A 25,764-nucleotide genomic window follows, 5' to 3' on the forward strand; every position below is an offset into this window, starting at 1 on the left:
ACGGTTTTGCGCGAATAAGTGTTGGCACTAATCGATTCGGTGGAGAATTACAAGAATAGTTGATACTTTTCGCGACTACCCGTCACTCGTCGGTTCGTCCAGGTCGGTCAGCAGCCGCCGCAACGCGACGGCGAACTCCTCGAAACTGTCGATATCGAGACTGTCAGTCGTCGTGAGGACGCCCCGGTTCCCGACGATGATCGGGACGATGTAGCCGTCGGAGAAGATTCGGATCGTGAACTCGTACTCTCCGATCTCGGGTTCGGCCTGACGTTCCGTGGACAGTTCCGTGTACTTCGGCCCGGCTTCGAACAGCGGCCGCTCGCTGTCGACGAAGAACGCTTTGACGGACTCGACGTCCTCGCCCGTGTCGAGGTCCTGTCGCACGTACAGGAACTCGAAGTCGTCGGGCGTGAAGTAGATGACACTCCGGAGGCTGTCACCGAGCGCCGTCCGGCAGATGCTGACCAGGCTGTCGCTCGTCTCGGATTCGACCAGTTGAGACATACTGTGCCGTACGTCGGCAGCGAACGGAAACATTGCCGCAGGTTGATTGCGCCTCTCGAACACTTTTTTGCGCCTCACGACGTGGCTCAGGTGTGCGAAACGTCACCGACAGAACGTCGAACCCGTTCGGGATGCAACCCCCGTGCGATCGGTTCGTTCCGGGGTACGGCGACGCGAACGCCCACTTTCACGTCATCGGTGATCACCCCGGCGTCCACGGTGGAGCCGACTCCGGCGTCCCGTTCACGGACTGTCCCGCGGGCGAACGACTGCAAGAGGCGCTGGTCGCGGCCGGCCTCATCGACCGCGCGGGCGCCCCGCCCACTGTGAACCGAACCTTCCTCTCGTACCTGTACGCGTGCGTTCCGCCCGAGGGGACGGCGCCGAGTGACGACGACTACGCCAGCCTCGAACCGATGTTCGACGCGGAACTGCGCGCCATCACCGCCCACGTCCTCCTGCCGGTCGGCGAACGCCCGACGCGATACGTGCTGGAGAACTACACCGCACGCAGTCCGACGGTCGACCTCGATTCACTCCACGCCACGGAGGTGCTCGGCAGCGGGTTTCTGGTCTATCCGATCACGGATCCGACGGACTGGACGTCGGCGGACCAGCAGGCACTCGTCTCGGCACTTCAGCACCTCCGGCAGAGCGATTACCGCCGAGAAGTCGATCTCGGCCGGTTCGTCGCCGACGAGAACCCGTATTTCGTCCGGTAGCTCACCGAACGGAGCGTGGATGCGGCAACAGACTCCGGTACCTGTGACCGGTCTTCGACGACGATTCCGGCGCCAGGTCCTCTCGAGTAGCCGATTTCAAGTCGCTCGCCGCCAGCGTGGCTGCATGATACGCGAGCAGCTTTCTCCGCAGTAGTGTCACCCATACGGGGAGCGTTCCTTGTCTCTCCAACGGCAGGGTGGGGGACCGCCCGGATCGCACATGGCAACGGACGAAACACACGTCGACGCACGACAGTTCGTACAGCATCTGACCGCCTTCCGGTATCGAGAGGTGACGATGGCGATCGCGACTCTCGCAGTCGCGCTCGGAGCGATCGTCTTCTACCCGGGGAGCGACCAGATTACCGCCGGCATCCAGGCCGACGTGGGGCTGACGACGCTGGCGCTGTTCGTGGGTGTGGCGGTGCTCGCCGGCGTCGTCAAGGGGATGATCGGGTTCGGCTACGCGCTCATCACGACGCCGATCTTCGCGACGGTCATCGACCCGACGCTGGCCGTCGTCGTCCTGGCGATCCCGCCGTGGATGCTCAACATGTTCCAGATCGGCGAGACCGACACGGGACTCGCGTTCGTCCGCGAGGAGTGGACGCTGCTCGCGCTCGCGGTCGTCGGCTCGGTCGTCGGCGTCACGTTTCTGGCGCAGTACCAGGCCGGGCCGGCAGTTCCCTTCCTCATCGGCCTCATCATCTTCGGGTACGTCCTCTTTCAGGTGATCCGGAACTTCGTGACCGTCGAGGAAGCCCACAACCCGCTCGCGCTGAGCACCGCCGGCTTCCTGGAGGGGTTCCTGCTCGCGGCCTCGAACCTCGGGCCGCTGCTCCCGGCGTACTTCCACACGTTCGAGCGCGACGCCGAGCGCTACATCGGCGGGCTCTCGATGGTGCTGGGAACGATCTTCACCGTCCGCATCGCCCAGATGCTCGCGATGACGGCGCTCGACTCGCCCGTCACCATCGGTGGGACGACGGTCCTGGCCGCGACCGACCTCATGACGCCCTACCGCCTGTGGCTCGGCTGCGTCATCGCCGTCGTGACCGTCGTCGGGCTCCTCCTGGGCACGTACCTCCGTCGGCTGGAGATCGACGAGGAACGCTTCAACTGGTTCGTCGTCGGCCTGCTCGGCATCATCGCGGTCAACATCTTCCGGAACACGATCCCGGCGCTGTTCTTCTGATCGACGCGCGAACTACCCTCGCCTGCGCTTTTCTGACGAGTTCCGACGCCGTGCTCTCGGCACAGTCGAGTCGGGCGGCCACGTCGGCGATCGTCCCCGTCCGCGGCACGTCGTAGAACCCCACCGCGACGGCCGCAGCCAGCGCGTCGCGTTGCCGTGACGTGAGTCCGGCGACCGGTCTAGAGCCGTCGTAGTCTGTCAGTTCGGTCACCGTGTAGTCGATCCGGTCGCCGAACTCGGCGACCAGGTCGCGCAGTGCCGCGTGGGTGCCGACGAGCGTGATGGCGACCGACCCGTCGGCGTCGAAGACGACCGGCGCCATCGGCAGCGCCGCGGCGTCGCTCACGAGCGCCATGAGGCTCGGCTCGAGCTGGAACGACCGCTGCCAGACGAAGGCGTACGTCCCGTCACGCCCCGCCGAAAGCGCGTGGGACTTCACGAGAGGCAGGTCGTCCAGGACGGAGGCGACCGTCGACTTCGGCGCGTCACACCACGAGAGCGTGATCGGGGTCGCCCGGCGCCCGTCCCACAGCAGGACCGCCGCTCGCGACAACCCGTCCGTGTCGATGACTGCCCGGTGGAGCGGGTGGGCGTCCTCCCGATCGCGATCGATGACGAACGACGCTCGTTTCACAGCGGACGCAGCCGCCCCTACTACTTAAAAGACCGTTACGGATCGGGGCCATCGTCACCGACGTACGACACGTACGGCCAGGCAATGGCAACGCAGGTCTCGTCCCCGTTCCGGGACACCGAGTCGTCGCCGAAGACAGTGACGACGACGGCGGGCACGACACTGGTCTACGAGACGTACGGCAGTCCGGACGGCGACCCGCTGGTGTTCTTCCACGGGATGCCGGGCTCTCGGTTGCTCGGCGAACTGCTCGACGAGCACGCCCGCCGCCAGGACGTGCAAGTCATCGCACCGGATCGGCCTGGCTTCGGCCAGTCCGAATTCCCGGACCGCTTCGACCTGTCGGACCTCAGTTCGGTTCTCGACCCGCTCCTTTCTGCCGTCGGTGCCGATGCCGTCGGAGTCGTAGGGTTCTCGGCCGGCGCTCCCTTCGCACTCGCGGCCGCTGCGACCGTGCCCGAGCGCGTGACCGGCGTCGATCTCGTCGCTGGCGAAACACCGCCGGCGTTCGTCGAGGATCGCCCCGGCATTCACCGGGTACTGGGATTCCTCGCGACGCGGAGCCCCCGGATCCTCGGCGCTGCCTTCAGGTTCCAGGCGACGCTCGCTGGACGCCGGTCGGCGGACGCGATCGCCGGGACGTACACCGCCGAGGAGAGCCCCGTCGACGTGTCGGCGGAGGTGGCCTCCGTCGTCAAAGCCGACTTCCGCGAGTCGTTCGCCGAGACGACGGCCGGTGCCGTCGCGGACTGTCGGCGGATCGCGACTCCCTGGCCGGTCGACGTGACCGACGTGCATCAACCAGTTCGACTCTGGCACGGCACCGCCGACCACCTGACCGACGTCGCCAGCGCCCGGGCGCTCGCGTCGGCGCTCCCGCACGCATCGCTCACGGAATTCGACGGACACGGACACCTCGGTGCGTTGCTTGCGGCCCGGGAAGAACTGCTCGCGACGGTCGGCGAGTGACCTACAGGACCGCAGTGGGGCCGCGAATGATCGCGATACAGCCGGCGACACCGACGACCGCCGCGGCGGCGAGCAGTTCGAACCCGAGGGTGACGCCCAGCACGGCGGCGATTCCCGAGAGGAGACTGAACGCCAGGAACAGCGGCAGGACGATCGCGACGGCGTACAGCCACGGAACGGAGACGAGGCGCGCCAGCGGCCCGGCGCCCGACTCGTACTCCGCGAGCGCCTTACTGCCGAGCACCCAGCCGGCGAACAGCAGGAAGCCGAGCAGGCCGGCCGTGAGCGCCAGGTTGGCGATCGTGTCCGCGAGCAGGGTAAACAGCGAGGGAACCATCGCTGCGACGCTCCCCGTCACGAGGAAGAGTCCGGCGACCACGGCCGTCGCGTTCGACCGGGTGGCCTCGTGTTCGTCGACGAGATAGGCCACCAACACCTCGAAGATGCTGATCGACGACGACAGCGCAGCGAGCGCCACGACGCCGAAGAAGACCGTCCCGACGAGCCGGCTGTACGGCAGCTCGGCGAACGCACCGGCGAGGCTGATGAACAGCGCGCCCGGTCCGCCCGAGCCCGGGGCGACGCCGAGCGAAAAGAGGACTGGGAAGATGACCAGCCCCGCGAGCACGCCGATGCCCGTGTTGAGCGTGGCGATGATGGTGCCGTCGGCCGCGAGCGAGCGATCCTCGCCGAGGTACGAGGCGTAGGTCAGCATGACGCCGGCGCCGACCGAGAGGGTGAACAGCGCCTGTCCCGCCGACGCGGCCAACACGTCCAGGAAGTTCGCCCGGAGATACGCCACGTCGAGCGTGAGGTAGAACCCGTACGCAGCGCCGGCGCCCGGGAGCGTCGCCGCCCACGCGGCGAGCCCGCCGAGCAGGAGCACGATCGCGGGCACCATCACTTTCGTCGCGAGTTCGATCCCGCGGTCGACGCCGGCGTAGACGACGCCCGCCGTGATCGCCAGGAACAGCACGTGAAACGCGACCGCGCCGAACCCGTAGTCGATGGCCGCGAAGTACTGCTGGGGGGCTCCGAAGTACGCGCCGGTGACGCTCCCGGCGGTGTACCGCAGAATCCAGCCGCCGACGACCGAGTAAAAGGACAGGACGACGACCGACGCGAGGAGCGCGACGCCGCCGAGCGCGCGCCAGTGGCGGCCGCCGAGTTGCTCGAAGGCCCCGACGGGGTTGCGGTTGCTCCGCCGGCCGATCACGAACTCGCCCAGGAGACCGGGCACGCCGACGAGGACGATTACGAGGAGATACAACAGGAGGAACGCGCCGCCGCCGTTCTCGGCCGTCAGCCAGGGGAACCGCCAGACGTTCCCGAGGCCGACGGCGCTCCCGACGGCAGCGAGGATGAATCCGAGTCGACTTCGCCACGATGCTCTCGTCATCATCGGAACTTCCACCGGACGGCGATAAGAGTGACGAGACGAGTTAGAAGGGCGCGAACGCCGCCGGGTTCTCGCCCAGGAACAGCGTCTGGACGCCGAGCGCCAGGGTTCCCAGAACGCCAACGAGAACGACGATGCGGAGCGTCCACAGCCAGATCGGGCCGAACGCGCCGAGCCCACCGGTACCCTCGCGGAGTTCGGCCACCGCGTCGCCGCCCAGCACCCAGCCGACGAACACGACCAGGAACAGCACCGACAGCGGCAGGAACAGTTTGTACGCGAACGTGTCGAACCAGGTCAGCCAGTCGGTGTCCAAGGCCGACGGGAGGCCGAGCAGGAACAGCCCGACGCCGATGCCGGCCGCGAGTTTCGGCCGGGAAATCGCGTAGTTGTCGTTGGCGTACGCGACGACGACTTCGAGCAGGCTGATCGCCGACGAGAGCGCTGCGATCAGGACGATGCCGAAGAACACGACGCCGACGACGCGACCGAGCGGCAGCGACCCGAACCCGGACGCGGTCGCGACGAACAGCGCTCCCGGACCACCTTCCAGCGCAGGGTCGATATTGTTCGCAAACAGGATCGGGAAGACGATCAGGCCGGCGAGCACGCCGATGAGCGTGTTGGTGACGACGATGACGCCACCGTCGACGGGCAGGTTGTCGTCCTCGCCGATGTACGACGAGTAGGTGATCATGATCGCCATCCCCAGGGAGAGCGTGAAGAACGCCTGGCCGACCGCGAAGGGAATGACGTCGAGGGCGTTCGCCATGATCGCGTCGAGGTTCGGCGAGAGGAAGTAGCTGTAGCCCGCGCCCGCGCCGTCGAGCGTCGTCGCCCAGATCGCGAGCGCGATCATCAGCACCGCGATGCTGGGGACCATCAGTTTCGTCGCCTTCTCGATGCCGTCTTCGATACCGAGGGCGACGATTCCAACGACGATGCCCAGGAACAGGGCCTGCGCGAGGACTGCCTCGGGACCGGCCGAGACCGCCCCGAAGTAGGTCGCGGGGTCTGCGAAGTACGCGCCGCGGGCGCTCCCGACGATGTACCGGATGACCCAGCCGCCGACGACGTTGTAGTACGATAGGATCCAGAACCCGGTGAAGATACCGAGCGCACCGATGATTCGCCAGGAGCGATGCCCCAGATCGGTGAAGGCGTCCACCGCGTTCCGATGCGTTCTGCGACCGACCACGAACTCCGCGAGCATCGCCGGGAAGCCGATGAGCAACACGGCGATGAGGTAGAAGACGACGAACGCGGCTCCGCCGTTGCTGGCGGTCTTGAACGGGAACTGCCAGAGGTTGCCGAGCCCGACGGCACTCCCGATGGCAGCGACCAAGAACCCAACGCGCGTCGCCCAGGTTTCTCTGTCAGACATACTCACCCCACCGGTATCGGGGCTCGAATCATAACACCTGCGAAACGACAAGAGCAGAGTTCACGTTTATCGTCCCCTCACGCACAGGTGCGTACATTATCGGACAGATAACACCGAGATAAGTCAAATTTCACGCACGAATCACGCTTCACCGTAGACCGGAATCGCGGCGCCGCTGGTGACGCTCGTGGCGTCGGAACACAGCGCCACGATCGTCTCGGCGATGTCGGCGGGATCGACCCACGTCTCGGAGTCGGCGTCGGGCATCATCTCCCGGTTCATCGGCGTGTCGATGACGCTCGGCATGACCGCGTTCGCTCTGACCGTCCCCCGGTTCTCCGCGGCGATGGACTCGGTGAGCAGTCGGACGCCCGCTTTGCTCGCCCGATACGGGCCGTCGCCCTCGCCGCCTTCCAGCGAGGAGCGCGCTGACACAGACACGATGGCCCCGCCGGCGTCGCGCAGGTGCGGGAGCGCGTGTTTCGCGGCCAGGAACATCGTCTTCAGGTTCACGTCGAGCATGAACTCGAAGTCCTCGACGGGCGTCTCGTCGATGGGATTCCCGCCACGCCAGGAGCCAGCGACGTTACACAGGTAGTCGAGGCCACCGTGTTCCTCGACCACGTCCGAGACGACGCCCTCGACGTCGTCCTCGTCAGTGAAGTCGGCCTGGTGGTAACACATCGTCTCGGGGTCGGCCAGGAAGTCCTCGCTGTCCGGCCCGACGACGTCTGCCCCGCAGACCGACGCCCCCGCCGCCGCGAACGCGTCGATGACTGCGCTACCCAGTGCGCCCCCTGCCCCCGTCACGAGGACGGTCTCCCCGCTGAAATCGAATTCGACGGCCATGTTACTCGGTTCCACACGAAGAAAGAAAAAACCAATCGAGCGTCACAACACTGGCCGGAACCGGAGAGTCAGGGTTCGACGACGAGTTTCCCGAAGTAGCTGTCTTCGAGGACCGCCCGGTGAGCTTCGGCTATCCCGTCGAGATCGTACGTGTGCGCGATCTCCGCATCGAGGTTCCCGTCGGCCATGAGCACTGCGAGGCGGTCGAGCACCGCACCCATGTCGGGGGTGTTGAACATGGAGACGTGTTCGACGGTCAGCGCCTTCCCCCGACAGCGCGGGACGTTCTCGAAACAGGCCTGGAGATCGGCGTTGCCGATGGCGGCGATCGTCGCGCCGGACGCGGCGACCTCGGCGTCGAGCGAGAGGTAGTCGTCGAGTCGATGGTCCAGGACGACGTCCGGCTGGCCGGCTGCTGCGATGGCGTCGGCGAGGTCGTCGCGGCCGTAATCGAACACGTCGTCGGCACCGAGGTCGCGAAGCCGGTCGTGGTACGTCGGTGAGGCAGTGGTCGTGACGCGTGCGCCCGTCGCGTCGGCGAGTTGGACGGCCATGTGACCGACCCCGCCGCTGCCACCGTGGACGAGCGCCCGAGCGCCGGGTTCGAGGTCGCCCGCCGCGATCAGCGATTGCCAGGCGGTGACGCCGACCAGCGCCGACGCCGCGCCCGTCCGGAAGTCGACCGAGTCGGGGAGCCGCGCGAGCGAGTCCGTCGGCACCGCGACGTACTCCGCACAGGTCCCCTGCCGGTCGTTGCCCAGCCCGGTTGCGAACACGCGGTCGCCTTCCTCGAACGCCGTGACGCCCTCACCGACGGCGGCGACGGTGCCCGCGACGTCCGAACCAGGAATCATCGGGAGCGTCGCCGGTTCGTACGACCCCTCCCGGAAGTACGTGTCGACGGGATTGATCGCGGCAGCCGCAACGTCGACGAGCACGTCGCCGCCAGCGGGGGTCGGTCGATCGATTTCGTCCACCTGCAGGACGTCAGTACCACCGTGTTCGTGATAGCGGACTGCGCGCATATGTGGAGGGCCAGCCGGCAGGGCAAAAACACTTTCTCGGCCGGCCACGCAGATACCACATCGTGCGCTGTATCGCTCACAGGGGGTTCGCCGAGACGTACCCGGAAAACACGGTGGCAGCGGTGCGATCCGCCTTCGATCACGTCGGCGTGGTGGAAGTCGACGTGCGCCGCTGTGGATCGGGGGAACTCGTCGTCGCCCACGACGAGACTGTCGATCGCATCGCCGAACAGTCGGGGCCGCTCGCCGATTTCGACGCGGGGGAGCTGGCCGCGCTCGACGTGCTCGGCTCCGGCGAAGGGGTCCCGACGCTCCAAGCAGTCCTCGACGCCGTGCCGCCCGGGGGCGAACTCAATCTGGAACTCAAAGAGACGGGGTTGGCTGCCGACGCACTCGCGGCCGCCGCCGACGCCGACGTCGACGTGTTGATCTCGTCGTTCTCGGTCGACGTCCTCGAAGAAGCCCGCGAGGCAGGCGCCGACCGACTCGCGTATCTCTCGGCTGAAAAGGACGAAGCGGGGATTCTGAACGTCGCACGGGACCTCGACTGTACGGCACTACACCCGCACTGGCAACTGTGCGTCGACGAATTCGTCGACCGTGCCCACGACGCCGGCATCGCCGTCAACGCCTGGACCGTCCCCTCGCGTCACGATGCCGACGCGCTCGACGTCGCCGGCGCCGACGGCGTCATCGTCGACCGGCCCGAAGTCTGTCCGGACTGACGACTCGACTCGAACTGCCGATCGCTGCCGCTCGCGACCTGACGAAAGGAAGGAAAGGGGTGGGGGTGGGGGGATGGTGGGGGTGGCACAGTAACCTGTGCCTATCAGGTCGTCAGAACTGGATGCTCATAAATCCATCGGCCAGTTATCGGAAAAGATTACGAGGAGGAGACGGCTGCTCGGCCCGGACGTCGTCGCCACGCGTTAGAACCAGGCGATGTGTTGCCGGAGTTTGATCGTCGCCGACATCAGCGTCGTGGCAGTCATGATGACGAAGACGACCTGGATGTGCCGAACGATCACGACGTTCAGGCCGACGAGCATCGTGAGGTCGACGACGAGAACGAGCAGCCCGAACGCCACGACGGGCAACAGGTGGCGAAGGAGGGAGTCGATCATCGTTCCCTGGACCGACGAGCGGCTGAGCTGTTCGCGACCGTACATGAGTCCGTAGGACGCGAACACGGTGGCGGCCACGCCCTCGATGGCCGTGAGGACGACGTGGTTGCCGACGATCCCGCTCCCGAACACGGAGCCAGCCACGACGACGGCAAAGCCCATCTCGACCGATCGTCGGTGTTCGAACCCTCCGTCCGAATCGCCCGGCGCGTTTGTCAGCGCGTCGTTGTCGTAGATTTCGCGCATCGTCAACGCGAGCAGGAGCAGGAACGCGAGAAACACGCCGTCGCGATACGGGGTCGCGACGACTGACATCTGGGTGACGGCCGTCGCGGCCTCGAGCACGCCCAGAAGGCCGTACAGCGCAGCGGTCGAGCCCACGAACAGCAGGAACTCCCAGAGCACCGCCTGGGAGTTCAGATCGGTCGCTTGCATGTTCCAGTACGCGTACAGTCCGAAGCGAACGCCGAGCGCCAGCATGAGACTGAACGCGATGAAGAAGATGAACGCGAGGTTCGGTTCGGAGGCGAACACCGATTGGAGCGGCTGTACGACCATATTACTCGTCAGTCACCCGTTCGAGATCGGTTACCAGCTGTGTGACAGTCTCGTAGCGAGTCAGCTTCTGTTTTGCCATTGCTTTTCTGATGACGTCGTCGAGTGCGTCCGGGATTTCCGGATTCAGGTCCGACGGGACGGGCGGTGCAGAACTCAGCACCGCCGTCCGGACCTCGCTGTAGTTGCCCTCGAACGGCGGCCGACCCGTCAGGAGTTTGTAGATGACCGCCCCGAGATGGTAGATGTCGGTCGCGTTGTCGATCTCGCCGTAGCTCCGGTCGTAGTACTCGGGTGCGGCGTAACGGGGATCCAGTAACGTCGACGGTTCGAAGTACTGCCGCATCACGTCCATCAACCCGAAGTTCTTCACGAGCAGTCGGTCGCGTTGACGCATGAACCCGCCCGCGTACACGACGTTGTACGGATCGATCCCCGCGTGGACGACCCCTCGCTGGTGGGCATAGGAAATCGTGCTGGCCAGTCGCACCGCGTCACGGAGGGCCTCGTCCAGACTCATGTCGATCTTGTCGTACAGCGTCTGGACCGTGTAGTCGGTCGCCATCCAGGGCGACGGCTCGATCGCCCAGTCGTACAGCGTGACGACGGCGTCGTTGTCCGCGATGGCCGCCCAGTTTTCGAGTTTCGTCGCCACGTCGGCGGCGAACTGCTCGGTGTTCTCGTCCGGGACCCGAAACAGGTTGATCGCGATCCCCTCCTCCGAGTTGCCGTGGACGGCTCTGGTTCGGAAGACCGTCGTGTATCGCCCGTCGATCCCCGGTGCGACGATGGTGAGTTCGTCGAAGCGACTCTCTGCGGTGACGTCCTCGATGGCGGCATCCGACGCCGCTCGTTCGAGTTCCGAATCCCGCTGGCGCCGCTCTTGGGCCGCCGAGCGCTGCTGTTCGTCCAGGTCCCCCACCTGCGTGTCCAGCAGCTCCGAGATGTCTTTCATCCCTTCGGGTTCCTCGGCGTCGTTCTGCCGGTTCTGATACACGTTCCGAGGGTCGCTTTCGTCTCGCTCGGGGATCTTCGTTCGGCCCACGTCGCGAGACAACACGTTGCTGCGACCGACGTAGTCGCTCCGCGCGAAACCGGCCGCATCCTCCTGCGTGTGTTCCCGGAACTCCTCGACTGCTGACTCTTTCGCGGCGGTCTCCAGCGTCTCGGTCACGTTGTCCTCGAACCGATGCCGGAGGTACGCAAAGGCCAGTTCGGCCTCGAACTGCCCGTCGCGGTCACTCTCCTCACCGGCCAGCCGAGTAGCGAGCCGCCTGGCGACTGCGTCGACGGCGTCCGGACAGGCTTCGACGACGAGACAGACGGCCCACGCGCCCTGCACCCGCACCGACGGATCAGCGGCGTCAAGGAGATCGAACAACTGGGGCAGCTTCTCGCGTCCCGACGACGGATCAGACAGTAGCTCCCGGAGGACCGGCACCGAGCCCGACTCGTCGTCTGATCCAGCTGCCATGTTTCACTGCGTTCAAATATCGTTGACACTCCCCCGTTAAGACCGTTGTGTTGGACTCAGGCACTGAATCCGGTGAGGAGACTGTCGGTCAGTACATCGCAACGCAGACCCGTCAGAATGAAGTGAGATGTTCTCGCGGGCTCGGCGTCGGTAGCGAGTTAGAGTCCGTTGACACGAAGTTTATCATCCCTGAAAATCGCTGGGGAACGCTTTACAAAGGGTAGTCCTACCCCTCCCGCATGACTCGCGACAGACTGTCTCTGCTGCCAGAATCCGTGCGAAGCCGGTACACCGCACGGTTGGGATTCGCCCTGGCGCTGGCGATACTCGTCGTCGTCGCCTCCGGTGTCGTCATCAGTCAACAGACACAGGCGAGCCTTCAGGACGACGTCGAGGGGGAACTCCAGACGGTGTCAGAGACGCGTGCAGCGCAGCTGGACACGTGGATGGCTGCGGTCCAACGGGAAACGCAGTCCACCTCGGACCTCTCCGTGTATCAGACGGAGGACCCGACCGAGATCAGTGGCCGACTGTCGTCGATGGTCGAGTCCGACAGAGTGCCACAGGACGTCGTCGCGATCCACTACCTCAACACCTCGTCGATGACGATCGAGGCGTCCTCGAACGAGCGCTTCGTCGACGTCGACACCGCAGAACAGGGCGCGGCGTTCGCCAGGAACCCGCCCACGTTCGACGGCCCTGCCGACGTGGCCGTCACCGAACCGTTCCGCGTGCCCATTGCCGACCACCGCGTGATCTCCGTGTTGAGTCCGGTTCCGGGGCAGGAGAACCGAGCGATCGTCTACATGATCGACCTCACCGCGCACACCCAGCGGCTCCAGAGTTCCGTCGAGGGGGCCGAAACCGTCGTCGTCGACGGGGACGGATCGGTCGTCACGCACCCGAATCAGAGCGTCGTCGGCACGCAGTACGGGAGCGACGTTCCGTCCGTCACGCCCGGCGAGAGCCAGTTCCGCGAGCAGGGTGCTCGGGTCGAAGGCGTCGCCCGCATGGACGCGCTCGACTGGCACGTCATCGTCACGACCGAGCGGGCGCAGGCGTTCGCGCTGGGTCAGCAGATCAACTCCGACCTCATCGGCCTCATCCTGCTCGCGGTCATCAACCTGGGCCTCATCGGCGTGACCATCGGCAGCGGGACGGCGATCTCGCTGCGCCGCCTCTCGGACCGCGCCGAGGCGATGGCCAGCGGTGACCTGTCCGTCGACCTCACGTCGACGCGTGACGACGAGATCGGCTCGCTCTACGAGTCGTTCGACCGGATGCGCACGTCGCTGCGCTCGAAGATCCAGGAGGCAGAGGACGCCCGCGAGAGCGCCGAGTCCGCACGGGAGGAGGCCGAACAGGCCCAGCAGGAAGCCGAGCGCGAGCGCGAGGAGGCGCGCGAGATGAACGAACAACTCCAGCAGAAAGCCCAGGAGTACGGTGACGTGCTCGGGGCCGTCGCAGACGGCGATCTGACCGCCCGCGCCGACCCGAACGTCGAAAACGAGGCGATGGCCGACATCGCCCAGGCGATCAACGACGCGATCGCCGATCTCGAAGCGACCATCGCGAACACCCAGGAGTTCGCCGAGAACGTCCTCGAATCGAGCGAGGCGGTCGGCGCCAGCGCCGAGACGGTCGACGAGGCGAGCCAGCGGGTGCGACAGTCGATCCGGGAAATCTACGACGGCGCCGCCGAACAGAGCGACGAGCTCCAGGACGCCGCCGGAGAGATGGAGAACCTCTCCGCGACGGCCGAGGAAGTCGCCTCCTCCGCCCAGGAGGTCGCGGACACGTCCCACCAGGCAGCACAGGTGGGTGAGACGGGACGTGAGGCCGCCCAGGACGCCATCGAGGGGATGAACGCGATCGAGGAAGAAACCGACGCGACGGTCCGTGAGATCAACCGCCTCGACGAGGAGTTGAGCGAGATCGGCGACATCGTCTCGGTCATCACCGACATCGTCGAGCAGACGAACATGCTCGCGCTGAACGCCTCCATCGAAGCGGCGCGCGCTGGCGAGGCCGGCAGCGGGTTCGCCGTCGTCGCAGACGAGGTCAAGCAACTCGCAGAAGAGACCAAAGAGGCGGCCGTCGACATCGAGAGCCGGATCGAACGCGTGCAGGCCCAAGCCGGTGACACGGTGGCGACGATGGAGACGACCCAGGAACGCATCACCGACGGCGTCGCGACCGTCGAGAACACGGTCGAGTCGCTGGAGACCATCGTCGAGTACACCGAGGAGTTGGACACGGCCATCCAGGAGATCGACGACGCGACCGCAGAACAGGCCCGGACGGCCCAGGAGGTGATGGAGGTGATCGACCACCTGACGGCGATCAGTCAGCAGACCTCCGCAGAGGCGAACACGGTCGCGGACGCCGCCGACGAACAGACCGACTCCATCACGGAAGTCTCCGAGAACGCCGAGGCGCTTCGAGCGCGTGCGAGAGAGCTCACCAACCTGCTCGAACGGTTCGACGCCGAGGCGATGCACGCAGCGGGGACCGAACAGGCGCGAACGACCACTACTGACGACTAACAATGACGAACATCACTACCTGGTTCCAACTGGGCACGGTCGGAATGATCCTCGGGACGCTGGCGATGGCGTGGGCCATGCGCTACGTCCCCCGAGAGAAGTATCGCGAGAGCAGTCACCTCATCGTCGTCGGCGTCATCGCGGCAGTGGCGTACGCGCTCATGTCGGTCGGCGTCGGGACGATCAAAGCGGTCGACGGTCACACGGTGTACCTCGCCCGGTACATCGACTGGCTGCTGACGACGCCGCTGCACGTCGTCTACCTCGGACTGCTGGCCGAGGTGGGACGGCGGCAACTCGGCGAACTCGCCGTCTGGCAGGGGCTCACCATCGCACTGGGTCTCCTCGGTGCGTACCTGGCACCGCCGTTGAAGTGGGTGCTGTTCCTCGCCGGCGGGCTGGCGTTCGTGCGAGTGCTCCAGCTGCTCTATCGGCCGATCTACGCACGCGTGCAGGAGCGCCGGTCAGATAGCGTCTCCGAGCTCTACCGGAAGCTCCTCAACTTCATCGCGGTGCTGTGGATGATGTATCCCGTCATCTGGGTCCTCGCCCCGAGCGGTGTCGGTCTCATGGACCTGGAGACCCAGTCGCTCGTCATCTCCTACATCGACGTGGTCGCCAAGGTCGGCTTCGGTCTCATCGCGCTGCACGGTCAGGCCATCGCGGCGACGCTGGCGGTGGCCGACGACGCGGCAGCTGGCGCTTCCGTGGGTGACTGACCGCGAAAACAGTCCGGGGGTTACCGGACGCCGATGGCTTCGATCTGTTCCTGGTAGCGGTTCCGAATGGTGACTTCGGTCACCTGCGCGACGTCAGCGACTTCGCGCTGGGTCTTCTTCTCGTTGCAGAGCAGCGAGGCGGCGTAGATGGCCGCCGCGGCGTAGCCCGTCGGGGACTTCCCGGAGAGCAGCCCCTTCTCAGCCGTCTCGTCGATGATCTCGTTCGCCTTCGACTGGACTTCTTCCGAGAGTCCGAGGTCGGAGGCGAACCGCGGGACGTACTGCTTGGGGTCGACCGGCTCCATCTTGAGGCTGAGCTCCTGGGCGACGTAGCGGTACGTGCGGCCGATCTCCTTTTGCTCGACGCGCGAGACGTCTGAGACCTCTTCGAGGCTGCGCGGGATGCCTTCCTGGCGACAGGCGGCGTACAGACAGCTCGTGGCGACGCCCTCGATGGAGCGACCGCGGATGAGGTCCTCGTTGAGCGCCCGGCGATAGATCACCGACGCGACCTCGCGGACAGACCGCGGGACGCCCAGTGCGGACGCCATCCGGTCGATCTCGGAGAGCGCGAACTGGAGGTTGCGCTCGCCGGCGTCTTTGGTGCGGATCCGCTCCTGCCACTTCCGGAGTCGATGCATCTGACTGCGCTTTTCCGACGACAGGGACTGGCCGTAGGCGTCTTTGTCCTTCCAGTCGATCTGGGTCGTGAGCCCCTTGTCGTGCATCGTCTGTGTCGTCGGTGCGCCGACGCGCGACTTGCTCTGACGCTCGCTGTGATTGAACGCACGCCACTCGGGACCCCGATCGATGTTCTCTTCCTCGATGACGAGGCCACAGTCATCACAGACGATTTCACCACCGTCAGCGCTTGATACCAGGTTATCGGAATTACATTCGGGACAGTTTCGTACCTCCTGATCCTCCCCTTTCTCTTCTTCTTCAGCTCGTTCCTGCTCGCGCTCCCGCTGACGACTCGGACGAACCATCGTTCTTATATAGAAAAAGCACAGCTATATTTAAACCCTTTGCATCGACACTCAGGGCCATTGACGTGACGGTGACCTGCTACTGGAAAAATGGCGTTTGGACGCCTCTCCCGACAGAAATCGTCGTCTGGCAACGAGCGAAAAGCCTGTAGTTTTCACGAAAGGTTTACGTCTGCTTGCCGGAAATTCTTCCTGACGAGATGAATGATCACCGGGTTCTGGGGGGAGCCTTGCTCGTCCTGGCAGCGCTGCTCGTCGCGAATCCACTCTACATCTTTCAGCATCCAGACGAGATCAACGAGGTCCAGGTCGGGAACTACTACGACCGGACTCCGACTGCCAACTACACGTACGAGGAACTCTCGCCCCGCGCACAGGACGTCGTCCGGAAGGCGATCGAATCACCGGACAATTCGACGCGGTTCCGCGGCGACGAGGCGCGCCCGCCGGAGTTTACGTTCGCGAGACCGTCGAACGACACCCGGGACGTGGCTCGATCGCGGTACAGAGTCGCGTACAACGGCACGAACTACACGCTCCGATTGGTCTACGACTACTCCGCGACGCGGAGTACGGTGACCCTCGGCGAGAGCGAGAACCGGACAGCGACCGCCAACTACACGTACGAGCAACTCTCGCCGCGTGCCCAGGAACTCTTCCGCACTGTGCACGCTGCGTCGAACAACACGACGACGTTCCAGGGAGACGAAAAGCGTCCGCCGGAGTTCAGGGTCGCACCCAGAACGAACGCGACGAGCGGCATCGTCGTCGGCTCAGTCTACCGGGTCGAGTACAACGGCACGAACTACACGATCGAGACGTTCACGCCGCCGCGCGTGATGCAGTCGGAGACCCGTCGCTCCCAGTCGCTCGTCGTCTTCGGGCTGATCCTCGGCGCGATCGGAGCCCTGTTCGTCTGGCGGCCCCAGCCACTCACGCTGGGATACGCGTTGGGCGGGTTCGGGGCCGTCTTCCTCGTGTTGAACCTCGCGTACCGCTACACGCCGACGGTAGCAGGGTGGGTGACGGTGTTCGGCTCGTCTATCTTCGTCATGTTGGCTATCCTCGGTGGCATCGTCAGCGGGGGGTATCTCGTTTACAAGACGAACCGCGAGCGACGGCTCTCGCAGGTCCGCTAACCGCAGGTCCCCGAACGGTCAAACGGCAGAGTAGATCCCGACTACGATCTGGACACGTGAGCGTACCATATTTTATCGGCACATTAACTAAGCTGATAGGCACCTTCTCGTGGGATACGGGGACGTAGTATGCAAACGACCGATACACAAGTTGGTGGTGGGGAACCGACCGGAGACGGCTCGATCTCGTACTTCCGGTGTGCGTACTGCGGCGCGAGCGAACGCTCGACGGAGATCGAGTACAGTGCACTCGGCTTTCCACGGTGTCCAGTCTGTCAGACTCGCCACGGACCGTGAGGTGACAGTGCCGGAACCATTATGACGGGCGTCATCAAAATAGCCTGATACGATACTCACTGGGGAGTGGGGTATGACTGACCACAGGCTATCTAGACGCCGACTACTGGCACTCGTGGGAGCAACCGTCACCGCCGGGTGCGGCCAGGGCGGATCGAACATAAATAGCACGCGGTTCGCCCGGAACGACCGCAAGCCAAAATCCGTCGCGACGGAGACGGCCAGCGACGACGCGGCCGTCGAGGACAGTTCGGTCGAGATCAACATCGAGACGGAAACCGAGACGAAGACGGAACGACGCGAGCAGCCCAGAGACGATCCAGAGGGCACACAGACGCCAGAACCGACGCCGACGGGGGCAGAACGGCTCGAGACGGCAACGCAGTACCTGAACGAAAGCCTCGACGCGTACGCTACCGTGGACGGGGCCAGTTCGGTGCTGGAAGTCGACGCGTCGACGACCGCGTTCGATGCCAAGGAAGTTCGTGCGAAGATCTCGAAGGCGAACACCGCCCTCGACGAGGCAAAACAGTCGCCCGACGTCGACGACCAGACGGTGACGACGCTGCGGACTGCCGGGAAAGCAGTCGACAGACTCGTCGCCTGTCAGGTCGCCGTAATCGAAGCCTACGAGCAGTTCGACCGGGCCTTCACCGGCATCTTCGACGAGGAGTTCCACACGGCGAGAAGCGCGCTGAGCAAACTCGAACTCAAACGATCGCAGGCGTCCGATACGTTAGAGACGTTCACGAGGGAGACGGCGGCGTCCGACTTCGCGCGGTTGGAAGGAATCTCGAGCGCGAGTTACAGCAGCAAGGTCGAGCAGTTTTCCGCCGAAATCACGGGGTTCGAGGAGGTCCACGATCCGATGAACCGCTTCAGGCGAGGCGTCGAACAGTTCGCCGGCGGGGTCGACCTGTACGTCGGGAAGAGCTTCCGCAATGCCCAGCGGGAACTGCTCTCGTCACTCAACGGATTCGAGATTTCGGCCACGAACCTCCGTAGCGTGAAGAAACCGAACTCGCTCGGGGACCAGATCGGCGATCTCAGAGGCGCGGCGGGCGCGCTCAAACGCGGGACCGACGACCTGATCGAAAGCTGTCGAGCCGGGCGAAACCACAATTCGGGGGACCGGCAATCCAATCTCAACAGTGCCATAGCGGCGTACAACCGGTCGGGGGACGTGCGGTCGCTCCCGAGCTACGAGGAACTGAAAGACGAGATGTGATCGAGAGCTGAGAGAGGTCGAGCGACCCACGAGACGAACCAGTATCGACCCGCAACACTCTCCGGCAAACGTGTGTGCAAAAATGAAGATAGGCAGCCTGAGAAGGCGGTATTGTTGCATGTCAGCATGTGTCGTGATGTCATTCTTGAATCGATGGCGTGGGTCAAATTATCACACACGATCTCGGAATAGAAGCTGCGTAACGGACAAGAGCCGTGCGGAAGGCCAGAGTGGCGGCGTCGCGGAGTATAGCGGCGACGTGGGGGAGGAATGCAGGGATTTAAGCGCTTACCGGACGCGGGTTCCGCTCGTATGAAGCTCCACGAATATCAGGCCAAGCAGGTCTTTGCCGACGCCGGGATTCCGACGCCGCCGTCGCAACTCGCCGAAACCGTCGACGAGGCGGTCGACGCGGCCGACGAGATCGGGTATCCCGTCGCAATCAAGGCGCAAGTACAGGTCGGGGGCCGTGGGAAAGCAGGGGGCATCAAGCTCGTCGACGACGCAGACGAAGCGCGAGAGGCAGCCGACGAGATCCTCGGGATGGACCTCAAGGGCTACCACGTCGACAAGGTCCTGGTCGAGGGAGCCGTCGACTTCACGAACGAACTCTACGTGGGTGTGACGATGGACCGCGGCGAGGGTCAGCCGGTCGCAATGGTCTCGACGCGCGGCGGCGTCAACATCGAGGAGGTCGCCGCCGAGGACCCCGACGCGATCGCACGCGAGCACATCGATCCCTCGTTCGGCATGCATCCGTTCCAGGCCCGCAAAGCGGTCTACAACGCCGGCGTGGACCAGGAAGTCGCTGGCGACGTCGCCAGCGTCCTGCAGACGCTGTACGAGCTGTGGACGGAGAAAGACGGCAGCGACGCCGAGATCAACCCGCTGATGGTCACCAGCGACGACGAGGTCATCGCAGCCGACGCCGTCATGAACATCGACGGGGACGCACTGTTCCGCCATCCGGACCTCGCGGAGATGCAGGACGAGGCCGCGGAGGACGAACTCGAGGCCAAGGCCAACGACTACGGCTTCGACTACGTCCGCCTCGAAGGCAACGTCGGCATCATCGGTAACGGTGCAGGGCTCGTGATGACGACGCTGGACCTCGTGGACTACTACGGTGGCGAGCCGGCGAACTTCCTCGACATCGGTGGCGGCGCGAAGGCAGAGCGCGTCACGAACGCGCTGGACATGGTGTTCTCCGACGAGAACGTCGACGCCGTCGTCTTCAACATCTTCGGCGGGATCACCCGCGGTGACGAGGTCGCCAAGGGGATCAACGAGGCACTCGAGCAGTTCGACGAGATTCCCAAGCCCGTCGTCGTCCGACTGGCAGGGACGAACGCGGCGGAAGGGATGGACATTCTGAACACGGATCTGGTCGAGGTCGAGAAGACGCTGGAGGACGCCGTCCAGCACACTGTCGAACTCGCCGAGGAGGTGAACCAATGAGCGTACTAGTCGACGAGGACACGCGCGTGGTGGTACAGGGCATCACCGGTGGGGAAGGCAAGTTCCACACCGAACAGATGATCGAATACGGGACGAACGTCGTGGCCGGCGCAGTGCCCGGTCGTGGCGGCCAGGAGGTCGCCGGCGTCCCGGTGTACGACACGGTCGATCAGGCCGTCCGCGAGGAGGACGCCAACGCTTCCGTCGTGTTCGTCCCGCCCGCGTTCGCGGGCGACGCGCTGTTCGAGGCGCTGGACGCCCCGATCGACCTCGCCGTCGCCATCACCGAGGGCATTCCCACGCAGGACGTGAGCCGCGTCTACAAGCGTCTCTCCGAGACCGACACGCACCTCGTCGGTCCGAACTGCCCGGGCGTCATCACGCCCGGCGTCGCGAAGCTCGGCATCCTCCCCGGAAACATCTTCTCCGAGGGGAACGTCGGCCTCGTCTCCCGCTCGGGAACGCTCACCTACCAGGTCGTCGACAACCTGACCGAGCGCGGTCTCGGCCAGACCACCGCCATCGGCATCGGCGGCGACCCCATCATCGGGACGGACTTCATCGACGCGCTCGAACTGTTCGAGGGCGACGACGACACCGACGCCGTCGTCATGTGCGGTGAGATCGGTGGCGAAGACGAAGAGGAAGCCGCAGCGTACATCGGCGAGAACATGGACACGCCGGTCGTCGGCTTCATCGCCGGCCGGACCGCCCCGCCGGGCAAACGGATGGGCCACGCCGGTGCGATCGTCTCCGGCTCGGGCACCGGAACCGCCGAGTCGAAGATCAACGCACTGGAAGACAACGGCGTCACCGTCGGCGACACCCCCGAGGAAGTCGCCGACGAGATCGAAGACATCCTGTAACTGCCCCCGATTCCGAGAATATATTTTCGTCACTGGGACCGCTGGAAACCCAGGTGGCGAGTGAGCGGAGTCACGAGCGGGTGCCAGGCGGCGGAGCCCGCACGACAGGAGTGATGAAACCGCGTTATCAACGGCAATACGACAGGAAATAACTGCATAACTCGGCATAATCGTCTCTTTTGCCGACAGTTTCTGAGAGCCCTTCGCGTCATGAAACGTTCGACGGGACTGGCGTCGCCGTCCCGACGAGGGCGAGGGGTTCGTCGCGAGCGTGAAATCTACGGAAGTTGTAGCTTCCTGGTGGTTCGGTACGACTTGTTCCGATTATGGGTGGTAAACAGGTCGGATTACCCCGGAGAGCGCCTGTGAACGTTCCGGTGCAGATATAAGGGTTGATTTGAATTGTATCTAATATGGCTCACACCTGCAGGAACTGCAAGCGCACGTTCGCCACGGAACTCGAACTCGACCTCCACAAGGACACGTGCACGGAGGGGCAGCTGTTCTGTGACGAGTGTGGTGAACGGTTTGCAGAGCGAACGGCTACGACGGACGGGTGGCACTATCGCTGCCCCACTGAGGACTGCGACGGCAAGGGGATCGGCGACGACATCCACCAAGTAGAGAACGTCCGCGTCGCGAAACAGTAACCGCGAAGGCAACACAGAGACACCAGGGAAGCGAACGAACGGGCAGCGGCCACCTAGCTTCTGCAGGGCTTTTGTAGTCGTCATCACACAGACACGTTCCTGTTTCCGGCGCACGCCGGAGCGATGCTCGGGCTGGCCTTTCCAGCGTTGATAATCGGGTGCTAACTTATACGGTGGCGGGTTGCCAAGCCAGGTCCGAATGATCGAGGTCCGGGACCTGCGCAAGGAGTACGGCGGGTTCACAGCGGTCGAGGGGAGTAGTTTCACCGTCGACAGCGGCGAGGTGTTCGGTATCATCGGTCCGAACGGCGCCGGGAAGACGACGACGCTGAAGATGCTCGCCGGACTGTTGGAGCCGACCGACGGCACGGCACGGGTCGCGGGCTACGAGGCCGGCGACAGCGAGATGCGACGCCGACTCGGGTTTCTCCCCGAAGAGTCGCCGCTGTACGAGGAGATGACGCCACTCTCGTACCTGCAGTTCTTCGCGGACCTCTACGACGTCCCGGACCACGTCGCGGAAGAACGCATCCACGACACGCTCGACGAACTGGACCTCCAACACCGCGACCGCCAGCTCGGCGACATGTCCAAGGGGATGAAGCGGAAGGTCGCCATCTCGCGGTCGCTCATCAACGACCCGGACGTTCTCATCTACGACGAGCCAGCCAGCGGCCTGGACCCGCTGACGACGAACTACGTCATCGACTTCACGAGCGATCTGAGCCAGGACGGCAAGACGATCGTGTTCAGCGCGCACAACCTCTATCACGTCGAGAGCATCTGCGACCGGGTCGCAATCATGAACCAGGGCGAGATCGTCGCCCAGGGGGCGCTCGACGAACTCCGCGAGGAACACGGCACGACGGAGTACCACGTCTACACGACGGTCGAGGTGCAGGACAGCGTCCAGGACAACGGCCGCTATCGTCGGGTCGTCGAGAGCATGGACGAGGTGGACGCGACGCGCGACGCTGCCCAGGCGGCGGGCGGCTCGGTCGTCGACATCCGGACCGAAGAATCGAGCCTCGAAGAGGTGTTTCTCGATCTGGCTGAGTCGGAGGCCGAGACGTGAAGCTCCGGAAGGTCCTCCGCATCGCCCGCTGGGAAGTGACGAAAAACGCCGGCGGCGTCGACAGGAAGACCATCGCCGTCGCCGCGATCGCGCTCCTGGCGGCCGGTCTCGTCGCCCCGTACGCGGCCACGCAGGGCATCGCCCTCGACAGGGGCATCTACCGGGTCGGCGTCTCGGAGGAGAGTCCCTACCACCAGGTCGTCGCGGACGATCCGACGTTCGTCGCGCGCGAGCCGAGCGAAGACGCGCTCGAAGACGAGGAGATCGACGTGCTCGTCCCGCAGTTCGGGCCACCCGAGCCGGCAGAGTCAGTCAAGGGAGAAGCCGCACTTTCCGAACTCAGATCGACGGTCAAACAGTACAACGACCGGCAGATGCGCCAGGAGCCGAACAGATCCGCCGCGTTCCCGGTGGCAGTGACGCTGCAGTACGTCGAGCGCGAACAGGTCCAGGACGTCATCGCACCCGGCAGAACTGGCAGTTCCGAGACGGGCGACGACACCGACCAGACCGACGAGGAGACCGGCTCGGACACCGGTGGCGCAGACGGCGAGCAGAGCGGTGACGGAACGGAGGCTGGAGCCGACGGGAGTGTCGAGTCACCGCAAGCAAGTGACGGCGACACGGTCGCCGGCGGTGGCGGTGGCAACGTGGGCGGCCTCGCCGGCGCGCTGGCAGGCGGGAACGCCTCGGGAACCCCCGCGGACATCTCGCCGCCCTTCCCGTTCCAGTCGCTCGTCCTCGCGTTCCTGTTCGTGTTGCCGCTCAACTTCATCATCCAGGCCTACGGGAGTACGATGCTGTCCGAGCGGCTGAACCGCCGGGGCGAACTCCTGCTCGTCTCGCCGGTTACGCGGTTCGACATCATCGGGGGGAAGACGCTGCCCTACTTCGGGGCCGCGATCACCATGGCGGCGCTCATCGCCGGGGGCTTGCAGTTCCCCGACGTCTCGCCCCTGTCGGTCGGCACGTCGGTGCTCGCGATCACGCCCATCGCGCTGTTGTTCCTGGCGGCGACGTTCGTCGGCGCGATGTTCGCGCGCTCGTTCAAGGAACTCACCTTCGTGACGGTGACCGTCACAGTGTCGCTGACGACGTACGCGTTCGTCCCGGCGATCTTCACGGACGTGGGCGCGGTCGCGCTCATCTCGCCGCTGACCATCGTCGTCCGGAACCTGCAGGGCCAGGCGGTCACCCTGAGCGAGTTCGCGTTCTCGACGCTGCCGCCGACGCTCACCGCAGGCGTGTTGTTCGCGCTCGGCGCGGGCATCTACCGCGAGGAGGACATGTTCACCCAGCGGTCGATCCCGCTGAAAGTGCTGGACGCACTGGCGGCCCGCATCCGCGGCAAGTGGAGCGTCGCGGCGGTGAGCGCGCTCCTCCTGCCGTTCGTGTTCGTCACCGAGTTGATCGGCGTCGCGATGCTGTTCGCCATCCCGGAGGCGCTGTCCGTGCCGGCGATCCTCGTCATCGTCGTCGTCGTCGAGGAAATCGCGAAGAGCCTCCACGTCTACGCCGGCTACGCGCACAGTCGGTTCGAGGCGGGCCTGACGCCGGCCCTGATCGCCGGCGCGTTCAGCGGACTGGGCTTTTTCGTCGGGGAGAAGCTCACGCTGCTGGCCCAGCTGGTGAGTCTTCCCGATCAGGTCCTGGTCGGCCAGGCGGCACTGGCCACCGGCACGGGGGCAGGCGCGCCGTCGATTCCGGTCGTCATCGCGTTCCTGCTCGCGCCCTTGCTGTTACACGTCGTGACCGCCGCCATCTCGGCGGTCGGTGCGAGTCGGAACCGACGGACGTACGCGGTTGCACTGGTGATTGCAATGGCGATTCACTTCGGGTACAACTTCACGGTGGTGAGTGCCAGTGGCGCTTTCTGACCTGCTCTCGGACCCGCGGACGGCCATCGCCCGCCGGGACCTCGCGTCGCTGTCGCGAGAGAAGACGATCGTGCTCGCACTGCTCATCCAGCTGTTCGTGGCGGCGTTCTCGTCGTTCCTGGTCGTCGGGCTGACCTCGCTGTACGATCCGAGTTCGGTTTCGGGCGAAGTGAACGTCGGCGTGGCCGGGAACGCGAGCGACGACCTGGTTGCCGTCACCGAGGAGATGGACGGCGTCGAAGTCGTGCAGTTACCCAGCCAGCAGCGCGCGGCCGAAGCCTTCGAGGCGGGTGGTATCCGTGACACTCGGATCGACGCCCTCATGGTAGCGAATCGGGAGGCCGACGGTCGCATCAACGTGACAGCGACGGCACCGAAGGGGAGTCTGCGGACGACGCTCATCGTCGTGCAGATTCGCGAGGTGCTCGAACGGTTCGAGCGGTCGGAGCGCCAACAGCGGGTGACTCATCTCACCCAGCGACCGGTTCCGGTCCCCGACGACGTCCCGGCGAGCCCGTACTTCGGGTTCACCTACACGATCCTCATCCCGCTACTGATGTTCTTGCCACCGTTTATCAGCGGCTCCGTGGCGGTGGACGCGATCACCGAGGAGATCGAACGCGGCACCCTCGAACTCCTGCGGGTCTCCCCCGTGACGTTGACGGACATCGTCGACGGGAAGTCGGTCGCGATGGCGTCGCTCGCGCCACTCCAGGCGCTACTGTGGATCGCCCTGCTCGGAGCGAACGGCATTTCGGTCTCGCACGTGCCGCTGCTCCTGGTCACCGTCGCGGCGATCGCGACCGTGGTGGTGGTCATCGGCGTGACGCTCGGGCTGGTCATGGGCGAACGGAAGAGCGCGCAGTTGATCTACTCCGTCGGCGTGCTCGGGCTGTTCGGCTCGGCGGTGTTCCTCCCCGAGCATCCTGCGACGACGGTCGCCAAACTCGCCGTCGACAGCCCGACTGCCACGACCTACGCCCTCGTCGCGCTCTACGCCGTGTTCGCGGTCGCGCTCTACGCGCTCGCGCGGGCGTTCGTCACGCGCGTCGACGTGGAGTCGCTGTAGCTGCGACGGGCTAG

Annotated in this window: 23 protein-coding genes; 14 read left to right on the plus strand and 9 right to left on the minus strand. The window is 65.1% G+C overall.

Annotation, left to right across the window (positions count from 1 at the left end):
- Window positions 1–75: 75 nt before the first annotated feature.
- Window positions 76–507 (minus strand): DUF7522 family protein, encoded by a 432-nt coding sequence (locus ACFR9U_RS18475; protein ID WP_247378618.1) that lies wholly within the window; start codon window positions 505–507, stop codon window positions 76–78.
- A gap of 92 nt (window positions 508–599) precedes the next feature.
- On the opposite strand from ACFR9U_RS18475, the gene ACFR9U_RS18480 reads away from it, so the two are divergent.
- Together ACFR9U_RS18480 and ACFR9U_RS18485 are read left to right on the plus strand one after the other, a co-directional pair.
- Window positions 600–1,229: a uracil-DNA glycosylase family protein gene (locus ACFR9U_RS18480; protein WP_247378619.1), complete on the plus strand. Its 630-nt coding sequence runs from the start codon at window positions 600–602 to the stop codon at window positions 1,227–1,229.
- Window positions 1,230–1,449: 220 nt separating this feature from the next.
- Window positions 1,450–2,424: a TSUP family transporter gene (locus tag ACFR9U_RS18485; RefSeq protein ID WP_247378620.1), complete on the plus strand. Its 975-nt coding sequence runs from the start codon at window positions 1,450–1,452 to the stop codon at window positions 2,422–2,424.
- Here ACFR9U_RS18485 and ACFR9U_RS18490 read toward each other — a convergent pair.
- Entirely contained in the window at window positions 2,384–3,058 is a 675-nt protein-coding gene (locus tag ACFR9U_RS18490) for a helix-turn-helix domain-containing protein (protein WP_247378621.1), read from the minus strand. The genes ACFR9U_RS18485 and ACFR9U_RS18490 overlap by 41 nt on opposite strands.
- Window positions 3,059–3,142: 84 nt before the next feature.
- Here ACFR9U_RS18490 and ACFR9U_RS18495 point away from each other — a divergent pair, with 84 nt between their 5' ends.
- Window positions 3,143–4,027, plus strand: a complete 885-nt coding sequence (locus ACFR9U_RS18495) for an alpha/beta fold hydrolase (RefSeq protein WP_247378622.1) — start codon at window positions 3,143–3,145, stop codon at window positions 4,025–4,027.
- Between the two features lies 1 nt (window position 4,028).
- Here ACFR9U_RS18495 and ACFR9U_RS18500 read toward each other — a convergent pair whose 3' ends face one another.
- The 4 genes from ACFR9U_RS18500 to ACFR9U_RS18515 form a co-directional block, all read right to left on the minus strand.
- Window positions 4,029–5,426, minus strand: coding sequence for a sodium-dependent transporter (locus ACFR9U_RS18500; RefSeq protein WP_247378623.1), 1,398 nt, complete (start codon window positions 5,424–5,426; stop codon window positions 4,029–4,031).
- A gap of 43 nt (window positions 5,427–5,469) precedes the next feature.
- Complete coding sequence (locus ACFR9U_RS18505; protein ID WP_247378624.1) at window positions 5,470–6,810, minus strand: sodium-dependent transporter; 1,341 nt, start codon at window positions 6,808–6,810, stop codon at window positions 5,470–5,472.
- Window positions 6,811–6,951: 141 nt separating this feature from the next.
- A complete protein-coding gene (locus tag ACFR9U_RS18510) occupies window positions 6,952–7,659 on the minus strand; it encodes an SDR family oxidoreductase (protein ID WP_247378625.1) in 708 nt (235 codons plus the stop codon).
- A 68-nt stretch (window positions 7,660–7,727) separates the two neighbouring features.
- The gene (locus tag ACFR9U_RS18515; RefSeq protein ID WP_247378626.1) at window positions 7,728–8,684 is read right to left on the minus strand and encodes an NADPH:quinone reductase; all 957 of its coding nucleotides are present in this window, start codon (window positions 8,682–8,684) and stop codon (window positions 7,728–7,730) included.
- Between the two features lie 62 nt (window positions 8,685–8,746).
- Here ACFR9U_RS18515 and ACFR9U_RS18520 point away from each other — a divergent pair, with 62 nt between their 5' ends.
- On the plus strand, window positions 8,747–9,409 hold the full coding sequence (locus tag ACFR9U_RS18520) for a glycerophosphodiester phosphodiesterase (protein ID WP_379814915.1): 663 nt from the start codon (window positions 8,747–8,749) through the stop codon (window positions 9,407–9,409).
- Window positions 9,410–9,613: 204 nt separating this feature from the next.
- Here ACFR9U_RS18520 and ACFR9U_RS18525 read toward each other — a convergent pair whose 3' ends face one another.
- Window positions 9,614–10,366: a hypothetical protein gene (locus ACFR9U_RS18525; protein WP_247378628.1), complete on the minus strand. Its 753-nt coding sequence runs from the start codon at window positions 10,364–10,366 to the stop codon at window positions 9,614–9,616.
- A 1-nt stretch (window position 10,367) separates the two neighbouring features.
- Window positions 10,368–11,837, minus strand: coding sequence for a protein kinase domain-containing protein (locus tag ACFR9U_RS18530; RefSeq protein ID WP_247378629.1), 1,470 nt, complete (start codon window positions 11,835–11,837; stop codon window positions 10,368–10,370).
- Between the two features lie 239 nt (window positions 11,838–12,076).
- On the opposite strand from ACFR9U_RS18530, the gene ACFR9U_RS18535 reads away from it, so the two are divergent.
- Window positions 12,077–14,383 carry a methyl-accepting chemotaxis protein gene (locus ACFR9U_RS18535; RefSeq protein WP_247378630.1) on the plus strand — a complete coding sequence of 769 codons (2,307 nt, stop codon included), beginning with the start codon at window positions 12,077–12,079 and terminating at the stop codon, window positions 14,381–14,383.
- A gap of 2 nt (window positions 14,384–14,385) precedes the next feature.
- Window positions 14,386–15,102: a bacteriorhodopsin gene (locus tag ACFR9U_RS18540; protein ID WP_247378631.1), complete on the plus strand. Its 717-nt coding sequence runs from the start codon at window positions 14,386–14,388 to the stop codon at window positions 15,100–15,102.
- Window positions 15,103–15,122: 20 nt separating this feature from the next.
- Here ACFR9U_RS18540 and ACFR9U_RS18545 read toward each other — a convergent pair whose 3' ends face one another.
- Window positions 15,123–16,091 (minus strand): transcription initiation factor IIB, encoded by a 969-nt coding sequence (locus ACFR9U_RS18545; protein WP_247378632.1) that lies wholly within the window; start codon window positions 16,089–16,091, stop codon window positions 15,123–15,125.
- 200 nt (window positions 16,092–16,291) lie between these two features.
- Between ACFR9U_RS18545 and ACFR9U_RS18550 the strand changes: the two genes are divergently transcribed.
- The 8 genes from ACFR9U_RS18550 to ACFR9U_RS18585 all read left to right on the plus strand — a co-directional run bounded on the left by ACFR9U_RS18550 (window position 16,292) and on the right by ACFR9U_RS18585 (window position 25,750).
- Window positions 16,292–17,230 (plus strand): DUF7979 domain-containing protein, encoded by a 939-nt coding sequence (locus ACFR9U_RS18550; protein WP_247378633.1) that lies wholly within the window; start codon window positions 16,292–16,294, stop codon window positions 17,228–17,230.
- Between the two features lie 370 nt (window positions 17,231–17,600).
- Window positions 17,601–18,755: a hypothetical protein gene (locus ACFR9U_RS18555; protein WP_247378634.1), complete on the plus strand. Its 1,155-nt coding sequence runs from the start codon at window positions 17,601–17,603 to the stop codon at window positions 18,753–18,755.
- Window positions 18,756–19,067: 312 nt separating this feature from the next.
- Complete coding sequence (sucC, locus tag ACFR9U_RS18560) at window positions 19,068–20,213, plus strand: ADP-forming succinate--CoA ligase subunit beta (RefSeq protein WP_247378635.1); 1,146 nt, start codon at window positions 19,068–19,070, stop codon at window positions 20,211–20,213.
- Window positions 20,210–21,079 carry a succinate--CoA ligase subunit alpha gene (gene sucD / locus ACFR9U_RS18565; protein ID WP_247378636.1) on the plus strand — a complete coding sequence of 290 codons (870 nt, stop codon included), beginning with the start codon at window positions 20,210–20,212 and terminating at the stop codon, window positions 21,077–21,079. The genes sucC and sucD overlap by 4 nt, the downstream gene beginning before the upstream one ends.
- A 413-nt stretch (window positions 21,080–21,492) precedes the next feature.
- The gene (locus tag ACFR9U_RS18570) at window positions 21,493–21,729 is read left to right on the plus strand and encodes an HVO_2901 family zinc finger protein (protein WP_247378637.1); all 237 of its coding nucleotides are present in this window, start codon (window positions 21,493–21,495) and stop codon (window positions 21,727–21,729) included.
- Window positions 21,730–21,928: 199 nt separating this feature from the next.
- The gene (locus ACFR9U_RS18575; protein WP_247378638.1) at window positions 21,929–22,804 is read left to right on the plus strand and encodes an ABC transporter ATP-binding protein; all 876 of its coding nucleotides are present in this window, start codon (window positions 21,929–21,931) and stop codon (window positions 22,802–22,804) included.
- Complete coding sequence (locus ACFR9U_RS18580; RefSeq protein WP_247378639.1) at window positions 22,801–24,681, plus strand: ABC transporter permease family protein; 1,881 nt, start codon at window positions 22,801–22,803, stop codon at window positions 24,679–24,681. Before ACFR9U_RS18575 ends, ACFR9U_RS18580 begins: the two co-directional genes overlap by 4 nt.
- Window positions 24,668–25,750, plus strand: coding sequence for an ABC transporter permease (locus ACFR9U_RS18585; protein ID WP_247378640.1), 1,083 nt, complete (start codon window positions 24,668–24,670; stop codon window positions 25,748–25,750). Before ACFR9U_RS18580 ends, ACFR9U_RS18585 begins: the two co-directional genes overlap by 14 nt.
- Window positions 25,751–25,764 lie beyond the last annotated feature (14 nt).

This window comes from Halorientalis brevis (genome assembly GCF_042678165.1).
GTDB lineage: Archaea > Halobacteriota > Halobacteria > Halobacteriales > Haloarculaceae > Halorientalis > Halorientalis brevis.